Annotated in this window: 18 protein-coding genes; 10 read left to right on the top strand and 8 right to left on the bottom strand. The window is 31.4% G+C overall.

From position 1 onward, the window contains the following. Positions 1–7 precede the first annotated feature (7 nt). Positions 8–1,942 (bottom strand): ABC-F family ATP-binding cassette domain-containing protein, encoded by a 1,935-nt coding sequence (locus ACJQQZ_RS10520; RefSeq protein WP_145506669.1) that lies wholly within the window; start codon positions 1,940–1,942, stop codon positions 8–10. A 252-nt stretch (positions 1,943–2,194) separates the two neighbouring features. Between ACJQQZ_RS10520 and ACJQQZ_RS10525 the strand changes: the two genes are divergently transcribed. From ACJQQZ_RS10525 to ACJQQZ_RS10555, 7 genes are all read left to right on the top strand, one after another. Next, positions 2,195–2,839 (top strand): redox-sensing transcriptional repressor Rex, encoded by a 645-nt coding sequence (locus ACJQQZ_RS10525; RefSeq protein ID WP_002452015.1) that lies wholly within the window; start codon positions 2,195–2,197, stop codon positions 2,837–2,839. 27 nt (positions 2,840–2,866) lie between these two features. After that, a complete protein-coding gene (locus tag ACJQQZ_RS10530; RefSeq protein WP_002452014.1) occupies positions 2,867–3,172 on the top strand; it encodes a hypothetical protein in 306 nt (101 codons plus the stop codon). A gap of 172 nt (positions 3,173–3,344) precedes the next feature. Continuing rightward, positions 3,345–4,433, top strand: coding sequence for a YeeE/YedE family protein (locus ACJQQZ_RS10535; protein ID WP_002452013.1), 1,089 nt, complete (start codon positions 3,345–3,347; stop codon positions 4,431–4,433). Between the two features lie 12 nt (positions 4,434–4,445). Then, entirely contained in the window at positions 4,446–4,670 is a 225-nt protein-coding gene (locus tag ACJQQZ_RS10540) for a sulfurtransferase TusA family protein (protein WP_002452012.1), read from the top strand. 139 nt (positions 4,671–4,809) lie between these two features. Beyond that, on the top strand, positions 4,810–5,760 hold the full coding sequence (locus ACJQQZ_RS10545) for a LacI family DNA-binding transcriptional regulator (protein ID WP_075777908.1): 951 nt from the start codon (positions 4,810–4,812) through the stop codon (positions 5,758–5,760). A gap of 301 nt (positions 5,761–6,061) precedes the next feature. Continuing rightward, positions 6,062–7,546: a sucrose-6-phosphate hydrolase gene (locus ACJQQZ_RS10550; RefSeq protein ID WP_124227775.1), complete on the top strand. Its 1,485-nt coding sequence runs from the start codon at positions 6,062–6,064 to the stop codon at positions 7,544–7,546. After that, on the top strand, positions 7,543–8,499 hold the full coding sequence (locus tag ACJQQZ_RS10555) for a carbohydrate kinase family protein (RefSeq protein WP_124227774.1): 957 nt from the start codon (positions 7,543–7,545) through the stop codon (positions 8,497–8,499). Before ACJQQZ_RS10550 ends, ACJQQZ_RS10555 begins: the two co-directional genes overlap by 4 nt. Positions 8,500–8,557: 58 nt before the next feature. Here the strand turns inward: ACJQQZ_RS10555 and agrA are convergent, their stop codons facing one another. The 4 genes from agrA to ACJQQZ_RS10575 are packed head-to-tail and all read right to left on the bottom strand — an operon-like array spanning position 8,558 to position 11,307. Beyond that, the gene (gene agrA / locus ACJQQZ_RS10560) at positions 8,558–9,274 is read right to left on the bottom strand and encodes a quorum-sensing response regulator AgrA (protein ID WP_002466277.1); all 717 of its coding nucleotides are present in this window, start codon (positions 9,272–9,274) and stop codon (positions 8,558–8,560) included. 12 nt (positions 9,275–9,286) lie between these two features. Further along, complete coding sequence (agrC, locus tag ACJQQZ_RS10565) at positions 9,287–10,576, bottom strand: quorum-sensing sensor histidine kinase AgrC (RefSeq protein ID WP_145506672.1); 1,290 nt, start codon at positions 10,574–10,576, stop codon at positions 9,287–9,289. Positions 10,577–10,598: 22 nt separating this feature from the next. Then, positions 10,599–10,739: a cyclic lactone autoinducer peptide AgrD gene (gene agrD, locus ACJQQZ_RS10570; protein WP_124227772.1), complete on the bottom strand. Its 141-nt coding sequence runs from the start codon at positions 10,737–10,739 to the stop codon at positions 10,599–10,601. 4 nt (positions 10,740–10,743) lie between these two features. Next, positions 10,744–11,307 carry an accessory gene regulator AgrB gene (locus ACJQQZ_RS10575; RefSeq protein WP_002451572.1) on the bottom strand — a complete coding sequence of 188 codons (564 nt, stop codon included), beginning with the start codon at positions 11,305–11,307 and terminating at the stop codon, positions 10,744–10,746. A 316-nt stretch (positions 11,308–11,623) separates the two neighbouring features. Here ACJQQZ_RS10575 and ACJQQZ_RS10580 point away from each other — a divergent pair, with 316 nt between their 5' ends. Continuing rightward, on the top strand, positions 11,624–11,701 hold the full coding sequence (locus ACJQQZ_RS10580) for a delta-lysin family phenol-soluble modulin (RefSeq protein WP_015364840.1): 78 nt from the start codon (positions 11,624–11,626) through the stop codon (positions 11,699–11,701). 66 nt (positions 11,702–11,767) lie between these two features. Then, positions 11,768–11,845: a delta-lysin family phenol-soluble modulin gene (locus ACJQQZ_RS10585; protein ID WP_015364841.1), complete on the top strand. Its 78-nt coding sequence runs from the start codon at positions 11,768–11,770 to the stop codon at positions 11,843–11,845. A gap of 413 nt (positions 11,846–12,258) precedes the next feature. Here the strand turns inward: ACJQQZ_RS10585 and ACJQQZ_RS10590 are convergent, their stop codons facing one another. Both ACJQQZ_RS10590 and ACJQQZ_RS10595 read right to left on the bottom strand, forming a co-directional pair. Continuing rightward, complete coding sequence (locus ACJQQZ_RS10590) at positions 12,259–13,044, bottom strand: carbon-nitrogen family hydrolase (RefSeq protein ID WP_002451573.1); 786 nt, start codon at positions 13,042–13,044, stop codon at positions 12,259–12,261. Between the two features lie 116 nt (positions 13,045–13,160). Next, positions 13,161–13,787: a nitroreductase family protein gene (locus ACJQQZ_RS10595; protein WP_002451574.1), complete on the bottom strand. Its 627-nt coding sequence runs from the start codon at positions 13,785–13,787 to the stop codon at positions 13,161–13,163. 197 nt (positions 13,788–13,984) lie between these two features. Between ACJQQZ_RS10595 and ACJQQZ_RS10600 the strand changes: the two genes are divergently transcribed. Then, positions 13,985–15,607 (top strand): SdrH family protein, encoded by a 1,623-nt coding sequence (locus tag ACJQQZ_RS10600; RefSeq protein WP_408023137.1) that lies wholly within the window; start codon positions 13,985–13,987, stop codon positions 15,605–15,607. A gap of 59 nt (positions 15,608–15,666) precedes the next feature. On the opposite strand, the gene mroQ is transcribed toward ACJQQZ_RS10600, so the two are convergent. Next, positions 15,667–16,410 (bottom strand): intramembrane glutamic endopeptidase MroQ, encoded by a 744-nt coding sequence (gene mroQ, locus ACJQQZ_RS10605; protein WP_124227769.1) that lies wholly within the window; start codon positions 16,408–16,410, stop codon positions 15,667–15,669. Positions 16,411–16,569 lie beyond the last annotated feature (159 nt).

Here is a 16,569-nt window from a genome sequence, read left to right on the forward strand (position 1 = left end):
TAGTTATTTATAATTTTTCTTGTAATTCTTCCCATTCAAGCATTGCTTGTTCTAATTCTTGTTCGGTATTCGATTTTAATTCAGCTAGTTCATTGGATTTTACAGGATCGCTATAAACGTCGGGTTGTGTAAGTTGATGATCAATGTCTTCGATCTTTGCTTCACATGATTCGATGAGGGCTTCACGTTGCTCGATTTCACGTTCTATTTTGCGTTGTTCGCGACGACGCTGCTTTTGGTTTTCATATGATGACGCTGTAGTCTGTTTAGTATTTGAGTGATTTGCAGACTCAATTTCACTCTCTGCTTTAGCTTTTAAGGCTGCAGCTTCTTCTGTTTTTTCAATATAATATTGATAATCACCAAGATACATTTTTCCACCATCATGATCTAGGTCAAATACTTTATTGGCTAATTGATTGATGAAGTATCTATCATGGGATACAAAGATAATAGTACCTGCAAAATGTTCTAAAGCTTGTTCTAACATTTCTTTCGAATCTATATCGAGGTGATTGGTAGGTTCATCTAAAATAAGTACATTATCACGTTGCAACATTAACAAGGCTAATTGTAATCTTGCCTTTTCGCCACCAGATAAATCATTGATAATTTTTTTGACGTCGTCTTGTACGAATAAAAAACGGCCTAATACTGCTCGAATATCTTTTTCGTTCATATTTGGATACTGGTCCCAAACATAATCTAAAATGGTTTTATTTGATTTGAATTCAGCTTGTTTTTGGTCATAGTAACCTATTTGTAAATTAGCACCAAATGTGACTTCGCCACCGAGTGGACGTTGTCTTTGAGCAATGGTTTTAATTAAAGTGGTTTTACCGACACCATTTGGCCCAATAATAGCGATGTGATCACCTTTGGATACTTCCAAATTAATAGGTTTAGTAATAGGTGTATCATCATAACCAATTTCTAATTGTTTGATATGCATGACGTCATTTCCGGTATTTCTATCAAATCCAAATTGAATGTTAGCACTTCTTGCATCAATCATTGGTTTATCAATACGCTGAATTTTTTCTAATGTTTTACGACGGCTCTTTGCCATTCCACTTGTAGAAGCTCTTGTGATATTTTTTTCTACAAATGTTTCTAACCGTTTAATTTCTTCTTGTTGTTTTTCATATTCTTGCATACGTTTTTCATAATATTTATCTCGCTGTTGAATAAATTGTTCATAATTACCAATATATCGTTTAACACTACCTAAAGCGACGTCATAAACTTGTGTAACGATTTTGTCTAAGAAATATCTATCATGACTTATAATGACAATTGCCCCTTTAAAGTAACGCAAATAATCTTCTAACCATTTTGTAGTTTCTAAATCGAGATGGTTGGTAGGTTCATCAAGTAATAATAGATCTGGTTCATTTAACAACATTTGTGCAAGTGATAATCGTGTTTTTTGACCACCACTAAAGTCATTAATGGGCTTATTAAAGTCATCTTCATTAAAATTCAATCCATGAAGAACTGTTTTAATTTTACTGTCATATTGATAACCTTCTAATTGCTCAAATTGATTTGATAAAGATTCATATTTTTCCATATGTGATTGATAAGTAGGTGTATCATACTCATTTGCATGGGCAGCTAACCAATCTGTTTCACGTTTGATTAATAGTTCCATATTTTTAATATGTTCAAATGGTTTTGACATTTCCTCGAACACAGTGGCGTTAGAGTCCAACGTCATTTGTTGTGTTAAATAGCCCATCTTAAGATTTTTAATCTTTGAAATGTGACCACTATCATAATCTTCAACGCCAGCAATGATTTTCATAAGTGTTGATTTACCGGCACCATTTCGTCCAACAACGCCTATTCGTTCACCTGTTTTCACTTCAAAATCAACGTTAGTAAAGATATCTTCACCATCGAACGATTTAGAGATGTCATTAAGTTGTAAAAGTATCATCCGACTTCACCTTTCTAAATATGCGATATCATTATAAACTATACATATAGTTTGATATGTTTAAATTTTTTGTTTATCATATTAATATTTATTTTACAGTATTAAGCTGTGTCTTGAAACTAGGATATTTATTTTTAAATTTTATTAATGTATAATTAGCAAGTATTCATTGTGAACAATTATTTGGATTTTTATTGTTGCAAATATATACATAAAATTAAAACCGTTTAGCGTCGAAGGGAGACAAATAAAATGGCAAGTAACGTTAAAATTCCTCGAGCAACTTTAAAACGTTTACCGTTATATTATAGATTTGTGAGTAATCTAAAATCTAAAGGTATTGACCGTGTTAATTCTAAAGCTATTAGCGAAGCATTACAAATAGATTCAGCTACGATTCGTAGAGATTTTTCATATTTTGGCGAATTAGGTAAAAAAGGATATGGCTATAATATAGATAGTTTAATTGAATTTTTCAAAGCTGAAATTAGTGGTAGCAATGATATTAAAATTGCAATTGTTGGTGTGGGTAACTTAGGTCGAGCATTATTAACATATAACTTCTCAATTCACGATGAAATGACCATTACAGAAGCATTTGATGTAAATCAAGATGTCATCGGCGAACGAGTAGGCCGTGTTGTTGTAAAAGATAGCAAGACTTTAAAACATACGTTATCAAATCAAGATATTGATGTAGTCATTCTTACAACACCTGAACAGGTTGCCCAAAGTGTTACAGATGAGCTGGTTGAATCTGGTATTAAAGGTATTATGAATTTTACACCAGCGAGAGTGAGTACGCCAACTGATGTACAAGTACATCATATTGATTTAGGTATTGAATTACAGTCCTTACTTTTCTTTATGAGAAATTATGATGAATCAATGAAATAGCATATTGATCATTTGGAGGGACTTTTTATGAATGATAAAGTATTGATTCAAATAGGGTGTATGTATAAAGCACATTTACCTACATTAATATACATTCCAGGACAATTGGTATTGAACGGTCATACATTAGTGTTCAAGTCCTATTATACAAATCATAATCCTCTAAATTTAGAAATTGATGTTAAAAAAATTATTCGTTACCAAATACGTAAGGGGTTACTGGGACATAAATTATTGATTTACTATAACCAAACTTGGTATAAATTTAGTCATTTTAAAGCAAATGAATTGCAAGCATTAGTTCATTATATCGATGAAATACAAGCACATTAAAAAAGTGATGAGCAAGAGTACATCTTATCGAGATGTACTCTTTTTTTATTTTAAATAAAGCATTTCATTGATAAATGTGTAGAATTAAGAAACATATTATGATAGTGAACTTGAAATATAACACTTTATCCTGTAAAATAACTTAGTATTTATATCGGAAAAGGGTGATAACGTGGTTTGGATGATTATAAGCGGTTTGATCGTCGGCGTACTATTAGGATTTGTAATGCAACGAACACGCTTTTGCTTAGCAGGCGGTTTTAGAGATATGTATGTTCAAAAAAGTAATAAAATGTTCTATGCATTGCTTGTTGCTATTACAGTTCAAAGTATTGGTTTATTAATATTAACAAGTTTAGGTATAGTAAATGTTCCAGCACACACATTTCCAATTGTTGGTACAATCATTGGTTCTTTTGTCTTTGGCATAGGTATTGTATTAGCAGGTGGTTGTGCTACTGGAACATATTATAGAGCAGGAGAAGGTTTAATAGGTAGTTGGGTTGCACTCATTTTATATGCATTAACAAGTGCAATTACTAAGACAGGTGTTTTGTCACCAGTCCTAAAAGTAATTAATCAACCTACAAATGTCAATGCAAGTATGGCAGATACATTGCATATTCCCAATTGGATTTTAGTAATACTAATAACGTTAATTACTTTAATATTAGTGACAAAAACACTTAAAAAGCCTAAAGTAGCAGTCCCTAAATTAAAACAGAAGTATTCAGGCGTAAGACATTATTTATTTGAAAGAAGATATCATCCGTTTGTAGCGGCTATTGCAGTTGGTTTAATCGCTTTATTAGCTTGGCCAATGAGTAGTTCTACTGGTAGAGATTATGGATTAGGAATTACGACACCTTCAGCAAATATTGTTAATTTCTTAATTACTGGAAATACACAACTCATTGATTGGGGCGCATTTTTAGTTATAGGTATATTCCTAGGTTCTTACATTGCTGCTAAAGGATCAAAAGAATTTAAATGGCGTTTACCAGATAAGAAAACAATTAGAAATAGTGCAATTGGTGGCATTTTAATGGGCTTTGGAGCCTCTGTTGCAGGTGGTTGTTCAATCGGTAATGGCTTAGTTGAAACGGCGACAATGAGTTGGCAAGGCTGGATTGGTCTAGGTTCAATGATTCTAGGTGTATGGTTTATGAGTTACTTTATTTTTATTAAGCCAATGAAACAACTACAACAATCGACTAAAAAACAACAAACAACAGTTAAACAACAAACACAAACGACTTAAGGAGGAGTTATTATGGTATATGAATTAGGCACAGTTGGGATGGTTTGTCCTTTCCCTTTAATAGAAGCTCAAAAGAAAATGACTGAATTAGATTCTGGTGATGAATTAAAAATTGATTTTGATTGTACACAGGCGACTGAGGCAATCCCTAATTGGGCGGCAGAAAATGGTTACCCTGTTACTAATTATGAACAACTTGGTGATGCGTCTTGGACAATTACTGTACAAAAGGCGTAAAATAATGATAAATATAGATAGAGCATCCATCATGGGTGCTCTTTTTCTATTTATTCAACTAGAAATTAGTATTTTAAGCGATTACATTTATGATAGAATAGATATAAGTTTTCCAAAATATGATGGGTGAGTAACTTTTATGAAAAATATATCGGATATCGCAAAATTAGCAGGAGTATCAAAGAGTACGGTTTCTAGGTATTTAAATAATGGATCTGTCAGTCCAAAGACACGTTTGAAACTAAGTAGGATCATTAATGAACATGACTACCAACCGAATCAATTCGCGCAAAGTTTAAGAGCAACTCAAACACGTATTATAGGTGCTATCATTCCAAGGATGAACTCTTATGCTGTTGATGAAACAGTGAAGGGTATCGTAAATCAATGTCAACAACATAACTATCAACTGTTACTTAACTATACTGGATTACATATGGAAGCAGAAATTGAAGCCATTGAAACGTTATCTCGTAGTAAAGTAGATGCAATTATTTTAATGGCAACTGATATTACTGATAAACATTTGGAAGTGATTGATAAAGCTAATGTACCTGTCATTATTGTTGGACAAGCATATCCTGGTTTACATAGCATCACGCATGATGATTATCAAGCAGGATTAAAAGTGGGTGAGTGGGTAGGTCAAAGACAACCGCGACGTGTTGTATTTTTTAGTGTTACTGAGAAAGATATTGCGGTAGGTGTACATAGGAAAAGTGGTTTAATCGATGGCTTATCAAAATATCAAATTAAACCAGATATATTTGAAACCTCATTTAAATATGAAGAAGCATTAAAAGATATTAAGCAAACGTTAACAAAGATTAATGATGCTGACGTCATTATTGGTGCGACTGATGCCATTGCGTTGGCAATTCATAAATATCGTTTTAATTCAGATCAATTATTAAAACCAACAATAATTCATGGATTTGGTGGAGATCCTATGACACAAATTGTTTCTCCAATTATTCGAACAATACAGTTTAATTATTATGAAGCGGGACAACGTGCGATGCTTGAAGTTAGACAATTGATTAAGGGAGAATCTATTGAAGAATCCATCGTGATACCAGTGAAATTATAAAGAATATATTCAATTTATATGGAACCGATACCAGTATAAATGATAAAATATAAACATCATACTTACTAGGTCAAGTGACCCATGTCTATAGAATTTAGAAAACAAATTCTATAGACAATGCAAGTTGGGGAGAACAAGTATAAAGACATACATTTACATGAACGTGTTTGATATAGCATAAAGTTTCGATCTTAGGTGCAAACATCATGCTTAAACATAAGTATATGTATCAAGGGTTCTTTATTATTTATAAACTTAACCCCATTTACTTAAACGATTATTATAAAATAGGGGGATATGAATGACTGAATGGACTAAAGAAGAACGTTATCAACGAATAGAAGAGGTTGATAGCGATAAATTATTAAATTTAAAACAACAAGTACAATTATCTCCGTATAGACAAACTTTCCATATTCAACCAGAAACGGGTTTATTAAATGATCCCAATGGTTTAATTTATTTTAATGGAAAGTATTATGTCTCACATCAATGGTTCCCATTAGGCGTAGTACATGGTTTGAAATATTGGTTTAATTATACGAGTGACGACTTGGTTCACTTCGAACCTCAAGGAGTCATACTAAGTCCAGATACTAAATTTGATAGTCATGGTGTTTATAGTGGAAGTGCTTTTGAATTTCAAGGTCATTTATATTATATGTACACTGGAAATCACCGTGATCATAATTGGCAAAGACATTCATCACAAATGATAGCTAGAATGAAAGCTGACGGTTCAGTAGAGAAGTTTCCTAAACCTGTTATTAGCCAACAACCTGAAGGCTATACAAGTCATTTTAGAGATCCAAAAGTATTTCAAATTGAGGACCAATATTATGCGATTTTGGGTGCCCAAACTATGGATGAATTTGGTAGATTATTATTATATAGTTCGAAAGATATTGTGAATTGGCATTTCCAAGGAGAAATTAAAACATCATTAAACCAATTTGGTTATATGTGGGAGTGTCCTGACTATTTTGAACTGGATGGCCATGATATCATTATGTTCTGTCCACAAGGCATTGATAGTGAGGAAGATAAATATCGTAATATTTATCAATCTGGCTATATCATGGGTGATTTAAATCTAGATACTTTAGAGTTTGATCATCAATCATTTTTAGAATTAGACAGAGGTTTTGATTTTTATGCTCCACAAACATTTCTCGATAAAAATGGTCAACGTATCTTAATTGGTTGGATGGGATTACCAGAAACAACATATCCTACAGATGAAGAAGGTTGGGCACATTGTTTAACTATTCCAAGAGTATTAACTGTTGAAAATGGTAAGTTGAAACAAAGACCTATTCAAAGTCTAGAAAAATTAAGATATAACAAAGAAACTGCTTTAGGTTACGCTAATAAATTTACAACGAAGTTACATCCTTATGAGGGTAAACAGTATGAATTAATCATTGATATTTTAGAAAATGATGCTTCTGAAGTTTATTTTGAGTTAAGAACATCAAGATATCAATCGACAATGATTTCTTATAATAAGCGTGACAATAAAATGACGCTTGATCGAACTGATAGTGGTTTGTTACCAGGTAATGTGGAAGGTACTACACGTAGTACAAAATTGGATTCAACACTAACTCAGTTACGCATATTTGTAGATACATCAAGTATAGAAATTTTCTGTAATGATGGTGAACGTGTATTAACTTCAAGAATATTCCCTGCGGAAGAAGCAACCGGTATTAAAACTTCTACTGAATCAGGACAAGTTTATTTACAATTTACGAAATATAATTTGAAAGGTGATCTTTCATGAGACGTTTATTCGCAATTGGTGAAGCGCTAATCGATTTTATGCCAACAGTAACTGATACTGCACTTAAAGACGTGGAACAATTTTCACGTCAAGTAGGTGGTGCACCTTGTAACGTTGCTTGTACAGTACAAAAGTTAGGTGCACAAGCTGAAATGATTACGCAACTTGGCAATGATGCATTTGGAGATATTATCGTTGAAACACTACAAAATATTGGTGTTGGTACTGGTTATATTAAAAGAACAAATGAGGCGAATACAGCACTTGCTTTTGTAAGTTTAAAGGCAGATGGGCAAAGAGATTTTTCATTTTATCGAAAACCATCTGCAGATATGTTATATGAAGCTCAAAATATTGAAGATATAGACATGGGTAAGGGTGATATTTTACATTTTTGCTCTGTTGATTTAGTAGATAGCCCAATGAAACAAGCACATTTAGCAATGGTTGAGAAATTTGAACAGCAACAAGGAACTATTGTTTTTGATCCTAATGTCCGATTGCCTTTATGGGATAATGAAGAGGATTGTCGTAACGCTATACTGACATTTATACCTAAAGCACATGTTATAAAAGTTTCAGATGAAGAGCTTGAATTTATTACGGGAGAGCATGATGAATCTAAAGCGATTGCATCGCTATTTGTAGGTCATGTTGAAGCGGTAATTTATACGCAAGGTGCTAAAGGTGCCTCAATTTATTTAAAAGATGGGACAGTAAAACATCATGAAGGCTTTAAAGTCAAAGCCATCGATACGACTGGTGCTGGAGACGCCTTTATAGGAGCCGTGATAAGTCAAATATTAACTCATCAAGATATGTCTATAGAGCGATTGTTTAAACAACAAGGTGAAGCAATCTTACATTTCAGTAATCTTGTAGCAGCAAAAGTAACGATAAAATATGGTGCCATTGACAGTATTCCTACTTTAGATGAAATTGATCATGCATAATAGAACAACCATCCGTTTAAGACTAACGGATGGTTGTTTATTTATATTAATAATGGAATTATATCTTTTTGACATTACGAACAGATGCATAACAGTGTTCTTTATTTTTAAAATAGACAATACGCTCTTTAGAATCAATGGATTCAATATTTCTCCGATTAATCACAAAGCTATTATGACATCTAAAGAAACGGTCATCTAATTGACTTAATTCTTTGAGGTTACCATAAAATTCGATTTGTCTATTATCTAAATGTGCAATTAAACGATGTGATTTACTAGATGATTCAAAAAACATGATATCGTCATATTGTACATAAACTGAATTACTACCACGTTTCAACTCAATTGTTTCTACATTACTTTCTTTGGATAATAATTTGAGTCTTGTGTGAGCTGTTTCTAAACAATCGATAATACGTGTTTTCAGTTCTGCAGGATCATCTTTGAATATAAAATCCATTGCAGCGACTTTATAAACGAAAGTGAGATACGTTAATTCACTATGGCTTGTTACAAAAATGATGTTACCTACAGGATCATGTTTTCGAATTTCACTACCTAATTTAATACCATTTATATCTGCTTCAAGTTGTATATCTAAGAAATAACAACCGATGTCATTCATATTTTTGGATTGCTCAAGCACTTCATAAGGATCATCAGTTGCGAGAGCAAGCTCCATAGGCTTCTCTTCAATCATAATGTAATTTTTAATAATGGAAGCCATATTTTCTCGTTGTTTTGGATCATCTTCGCAAATGAATATTTTCATGATTTCACATCCTTATGATTCTTTATCGATAATTTCAATTTTTTGAACAAAAAAGCCATTTTCAATGACTGTATCTAATAATACATTATCATTATTATCAGTGATTTCTTTAAGTGTAGATAACCCTAAACCTCGATTATCACCTTTTGTAGAAAATCCTTCTTCAAACAGTTCATGAACACGAGGAATACTATCTTTACATTTATTCATGATAATAAGCGTTACAGATTCATCCTCTTTGAAAAAGGCGATACGAATAAGGGCATCTTCTAATGATTCTGATGCTTCAATCGCATTATCCAACGTAATACCAATAATACGACTTAGTTCTATCGTATTCATATCAATACGTTCAATCACATCAGGGACTTCAATACTAATCGCGATTTCTTTTTCTTGAGCTTGAAGAATCTTCGTCGTAATAAGCCCTTTGATTTCACGCACCTTGAGCTTCTCAATACCGTTAAGTTTAAGTGAACGTGTTTCTAAGTTATCTTTCATCGGTACAATTTGTTCGTTGAAGTACTGACGTAAGCCTGGCATATCGTCTTCACGAATAAATTCAGACATCGTTGATAGAATATTGACATAGTCATGTCGAAACTTACGCATTTCATTATTAATAGATTCAATTTTTAAAGTATATTCGTAATACGTTTCAATCTCTTGAAGATTACGTTTATAACGCATTTCACGTAAAGTGAACATTGAAAGAATGAAAACAATAATACTTAAAAAGATAATTAAACCAACAAAAATAATAGCATATAATCTCAAACTATTTGGTGCACTCATATCTGTTTGAGAAATTATGTAAAAGAACATAAATGAAATAGATAATACCACTGATATTATAGTTATATACGTTTTATTCAAAGATAAATATGATTCTTTTAGTTTTTTTAGTAATGCTTTTATGAAAAAAGCTAGTAACAGTGCTATTGAATAGAATAATATAAAGTGCAAAATGATTAGCAAATAACTGTCAGGATAATATTTAACTAAAGTTAAATAAAAGCTAACAGAAATAAAGTTAGTTAAGTACATAATTAAATTACTAATAAGAACAATGATTACTGAATATAACTTCACTTTAAAATAGTAAAAAACTATCATTGCAATCACTATAAAAATTAAACCAGCTCTGTCAAAAAAGTAGTATATAAATACTGAAGGGATTATAATCCCAATAATGATTAAATAATCCCTCAAATAAAATTTTATATTTATAATAATTTTAGATACTAAAAATAGTAAAGCGACTTGCAAAGCTGCAGCAGGTATAAAGTTTATTGCATCCATACAGAGCACACTTTCCTTAGATTTATTCGAATTGTTGAGTTAATTCCTTAGGTACTTCAGGCTCGTCAAAATAAGCAGAACATGGATTTGCTCCAGCTACAAAACCAACGAATTCCATGATTGAAGTGAAAAATTTAAAAAATAAATTGACTAAAAATTCCATAATGTTAATCCTCCTTAGGGAAAAAGATAGGTAATAATGTAATTGATTCAACAATAATTCCAAATAGAATTAATTGTGAATATGGTTCTTTAATTATAAACGATATTATGACTAATAACATGTAAACTGCAATGGAGAGTATTCTTTTCTTTTTCACTAAGCGTTTAGGTATAGGTTGTTTCTTTGTTGCAGCAGGTGCATAGATAATTACTATTAAGTAACCAATTAATGCAAAGATAAGCATTTCAAATTTACCAATTGATAAATATACGATAAGCCATGGCATCAATAGAAAAATAATGATGTTTTGAATATGACATAGTAAAGATGATTTAGCATGTGCGCCATGCGCGTAAAACCTTAAAATCATATATGCTAAATGCATAGTTAACGTATACCAGAAAATATGAAATATTATCGCTAACCCATATGTTACTATAAATTTCGCTATGTTACTTACTACAACTTGCATACCTAAACGAACTTTTAGAAATTGTATGCGATCCAAGTTATTTCTACGTTGTAAGTAGTTGGCAAATTGATCAATTTTTGTATCTATTATTTTCACTTGTTCACTACTCTCCTTAAGTATCATTATACAATTTTGTGCAACTTATTTTGTGTTTTATGCCTAACTGTCAAAAATAAATACTTAACTGTATAATGTACTTTCTAAAAAGTATTTTATCATAAAAAGGCTTACAGTTTAGTATAAAATATTGCGAGTTAGGAATTTTTTAAGTCAAAGAGGTATAACCATGTTTTAATAGACTCATATCACAGAGATGTGATGGAAATAGAGTTGAAAATTTGCTTAATCTACTTATTAGAATTATTTGTCAAAGTAATTCTAGTTCCATTACTAGAAGGAAGGAGTGATTTCAATGGCAGCAGATATCATTTCAACAATCGGTGATTTAGTAAAATTAATCATTAACACTGTGAAAAAATTCCAAAAATAATTTTTTCAAGTTAGTTAAGATGAGTATTTAGGATTTACAATAATTCAAATGGAAGGAGTGATTTCAATGACTGCAGATATCATTTCAACAATTGGTGATTTTGTAAAATGGATTTTAGATACAGTAAAAAAATTCACTAAATAATAGTAGAAATTCATTGTAACTTTGTTTTCTTCGTATAATAGGTGAGTTATTAAGCCATCCCAACTTAATAACTTACAACATTAGTAGGTGACCAAACATTTACTAATATGACTGTAGTTTTCCTTGGACTCAGTGTTACGTATTATTCTTAGCTACCTTTAACTAGGTATTTTTCTAACATGTAAGCTATCGTAAAACAACATTCAATTTATCATTATAAAAAGAGATAAATTCACTAAAATTTTTTCATAATTAATAACATCCCCAAAAAATAGATTGAAAAAATAACTGTAAAAACATTCCCTTAATAATAAGTTATCAAAAGCCGTGAGCCCCTCCCAAGCTCACGGCTTATTCTTATATACAACAAAACCCACTCAATTAAATTGCATCGAGTGGGAAAGATTCAATTTCTATTTATATAAATCAAGTTTAAGATTATCAAACACTGGAATTGATTGTCGTTGTTCTATAGCTTCATTAATATCTATATTTACACTTAAAGAATCCTCTTCGCTATCTAAACTTCCAATAATTTCGCCATTAGGATTGATGACAATTGAATGCCCAGCATAATCTGTTTGACCATCATTGCCACAACTATTTGTACCGATAATGAACATGTCATTTTCAATTGCGCGTGCTTTTAATAAAGCGAGCCAATGATTTAATCTTACTGTTGGCCACTGTGCAACATAAAATGCTACTTTTGCACCACTACGAGCGGGGTATCGCAGTAATTCTGGAAATCTAAGATCATAGCATATAATTTGAGTAGCCAAAGTGCCATCAGATAAAGCAAAGGGTTCAGGAACATTCACACCTGGTGACATGAAATCGGGTTCTCTTAACATTGGAACTAAATGGATTTTATTATATTCATTTATACAATTACCATTAGATAATACTGTAAATGCTGTATTATAAATAGATTGATCAACTTTATTTGATACAGAGCCAGCAACAATATCAACTTGATACCTTTGTGCTAGATTTGTAATAAATGGCAAACTAATTTTTAAGTTAACATCCGCTAGATCATTTAATTTCTCTAATGCATAGCCGTTGTTCCACATTTCAGGGATTACTACAACGTCTGTGTCGTTTTCTAATTTATCTTCAAACCATTGTTCAATTTTTGCCATATTTTTCTCAGATTGACCATATTCGATATATATTTGAAATAGTTGAACTTTCATATATATCACTCCTCTTAATTGATTAATTATAAGATACTAAAATTATATCTAGATAGCAAAAAAGTGGGGTAATTTCTGTAAGAAATTTACGCCCACTCAGTGTTAAATTCAATCAATTATTTTTTAATAAGGAAACGAGGTTCAACTGGTTTAATATCTTTTTCACCAGCTTGCTCACGAACATTACCAAAAGGCATTTGAGCTACTAATTTCCATGTTTTTGGAATGCCAAATTCATTTGCAGTTGCTTCGTCAACGATTGGATTATAATGTTGTAATGAAGCGCCAATACCTTTAGTAGCTAATGCAGTCCAAATGGCATATTGATGCATTGCATTTGTTTGATTAGACCAAATTTCAAAATTGTCATAGAAGTTTGGCATTTTTTCTTGTAATCCTGTAATAACATCTTGATCTTCATAGTAAAGAATAGTTCCATATGAATGTTTGAAGTTATCAATTTTTTGACGTGTAGGTTCAAAATCACGATCTGGACCCATTGTTTCTTTTAAAATAGCTTTCGTGTTTTCCCAGAATTTTTCATTTTTATCATTTAATAATAAAACGATACGAGTAGATTGAGAATTGAATGCTGAAGGTACATGTTTAACTGCATGTGCAATTAACTCTTCTAACTCTGAATCTTCAATTGAAATAGTACTTTCTAAATTGTATATTGTACGTCTTTGCTCCATAGCATCGTTAAATGAAACGTCATTGTTCTTTTTATTAAATAAACCCATATTCAATCTCCTTTGTTATAGTTAATAACTATTTGTATCTTTAGTATAAATATTATACTCGATAAAGTAAACTAATAATTACTGGAAAATTTCAAAAATATTAATATTTTTTATCAATAAACATATATCAATGCATTATTTGGTTACTTTATATATACTTGATTTAGTAAAGAAATAATAATAGGAGGTGACTTTTGATGCAGAAAAAGTTAAAACATAAATTAATGTTACCTGGATTTGCATTAATATTAAGCACATCATTTCTAAGTCCGCCGGTTTTTGCGGCTGAAAATTCAAATAAGCCACCTCAATCAGATACAACTCAAACAAATGATTCAAATCAGAACAACAATGATAAAAATAATGCTGAACCATCAACTGATGATAAAAAGGATACATCTCAATCTTCTGATTCTAATCAAAGTGACTCAAATCAATCTGACCAAGATCAAACTAATCCTGATAATAGTAGTAATACATCTGATGGTAGTAAAGACGACACCCCAAATTCGGGACAAAATGATGGTTCAAATTCAAATGATAACACTGATTCAAACAATGGTACTTCTGATAATAATGATAAGCCTGGGAATCAAGATAATAATGATAATCCTGATAATAATCAAGATAAACCAAATGATGACCAAAATGATGGATCAGATAGTAATCAAGATTCAAACTCAAATCAAGATAATCCAAGTACTAAGCCAGATGACAAGCCAAATGATAAAGATGATGGTTCTAATTCCAATCAAAATGGACAAACCAATCCAGATAAACCAGGGTCTAACCAAAATGGTCAAGACAAACCCAATGGATCTAACAATCAAGCCAAACCAGATTCTAATCAAAACAATGATAAACCAAGCACGCAACCAGGTTCAGGACAAACTCATCATCAACATCAAAAACCAAGCAATCAGCAACCACCTATAAATCAAGGTCAGCAGTCATCTCAAGATGGAAACTCACAATATCCCGGTGAAAATAATTCAAATCATCAAGCCAATGGAACAGGTTCGACTCATCATGGTCAATCAAATAATCAAAGACCCAATCATTGGCAAAATGCAAATAACAATAACGTGAGCAATAGCCAATATCAGAATTCTAATCATAATTCTGTGCAATTAATGCCTCGATACGACTCTCAAAATCAAGTTTTAGGACCAGTGCGGAAATCAAATTCATACGATCAGTCACAATCTAATACATCTAATTATGATAGTAATCGTTTTATGTGGCAAAGACCGGAATCAATTTTCAACAATCAAAAAGGCTTTGAGCGTACATCAAATCAGCAGTCGCTAATAAGAAGGTTTAATTCTTTAGCAGAAGGTTCATACAAATATAACCCATTTGTGATTAATCAAATTCATCAACTTGATAATTCTAATGGTGTTATTTCAGATAGGGATATTTACAATATTTTTAGAAAAGAAACGTTTAGTGGAAATCAATATTTAAATTCATTACAACAATCATCTAATTATTTTAGATTTCAGTATTTTAACCCATTGGATTCAAAGAAGTACTATAAAAACTTAGATGATCAAGTTCTAGCTTTAATAACAGGCGATATAGGATCAATGCCTGATTTAAAGAAACCTGAAGATAAAGAATCGAGTGATAAAAGTTCTTTTGAAAATCATAGCGATGATAAAATAAGTACATCAAATCAACAGAAAGAAAGTTATCAAAAAGAGCAGAAAACAAATCGTTTATTAATGACGTTAGGTACAAGTATTATTGCCATTTTCATTGGTGTAATCATTGCATTTCTGTTAAAACGACGAAAGCAAGATGAAGGTGCACAATAAAATGATATTAAAAAATAGAGCCAATCACTGAAAATGTGACTGGCTCTATTAATTTATATTTAATTCAATATAAGATGGATGATAAAGTTGGCTTGTTCTTGTACTTTTTTAAGTGCTTCACCACCGAAGACTTGCATAATGACAACAGTACCGTTTTGTAACATGTGAATGCCGATTGGTATAGCGATTCTATGTGTATATGTATAAGCTAATGAGAATAACATTCCCATACCGAAATACATAGGTAAAAATTTAATATCATTATGTGCTAATGCAAAAAGAAGTGAGCTCACAATGGAAGCTATTAAAAAGGCAACGATACGATTACCTTTGATGGCGTTGTATAATTCACCAAATAACACCTTTCTAAATACAAACTCTTCTAAAATTGGACCAACAACTGAAATTAATATAATAAAGACTGGCATTTGTTTAGCAATAGCCATTAATCGCTCAGTATTAGGACTTTGTTGTTGTTGTCCTAAAACAAGTGTGTAAATTAAACTCACAACAACTTGATATACCATGACGATACAAAATCCAAGTAATGCCCAACTGATGATGTAGCGTTTGGATTCTTTAACACCTGCTTCGAGACGAGTAGGATTTTTAATATATAAGTTAATTAATATGATTAATATAGCTGCGACTATAAATAATGATACTTGTGTATATATCATAAATTGAGTTGTTTCCATACCTTTTTCTGGTTGGATTAATCCACTTCGTAATAACATGCCTGGTAAAAATTGAGCTAAGGCATAAATTAATACTGTTAATAATGACACCCAAAATCTTTTCATATTGGACCTCCGATTTTCTGTTTATAGTTTATTTTATCGTAAAAAATCATTATGTACAAAATAAATTCAAAGACGTCCTGCTTGAAATATTGACCAAATTTGATTATTATAAAAGTAGTTTAGCACTCTAAAAGTTTAAGTGCTAAAATTCGTACTCAA

The sequence above is a fragment of the Staphylococcus sp. KUGN1 genome (assembly GCF_045984185.1).
Lineage (GTDB): Bacteria > Bacillota > Bacilli > Staphylococcales > Staphylococcaceae > Staphylococcus > Staphylococcus warneri_A.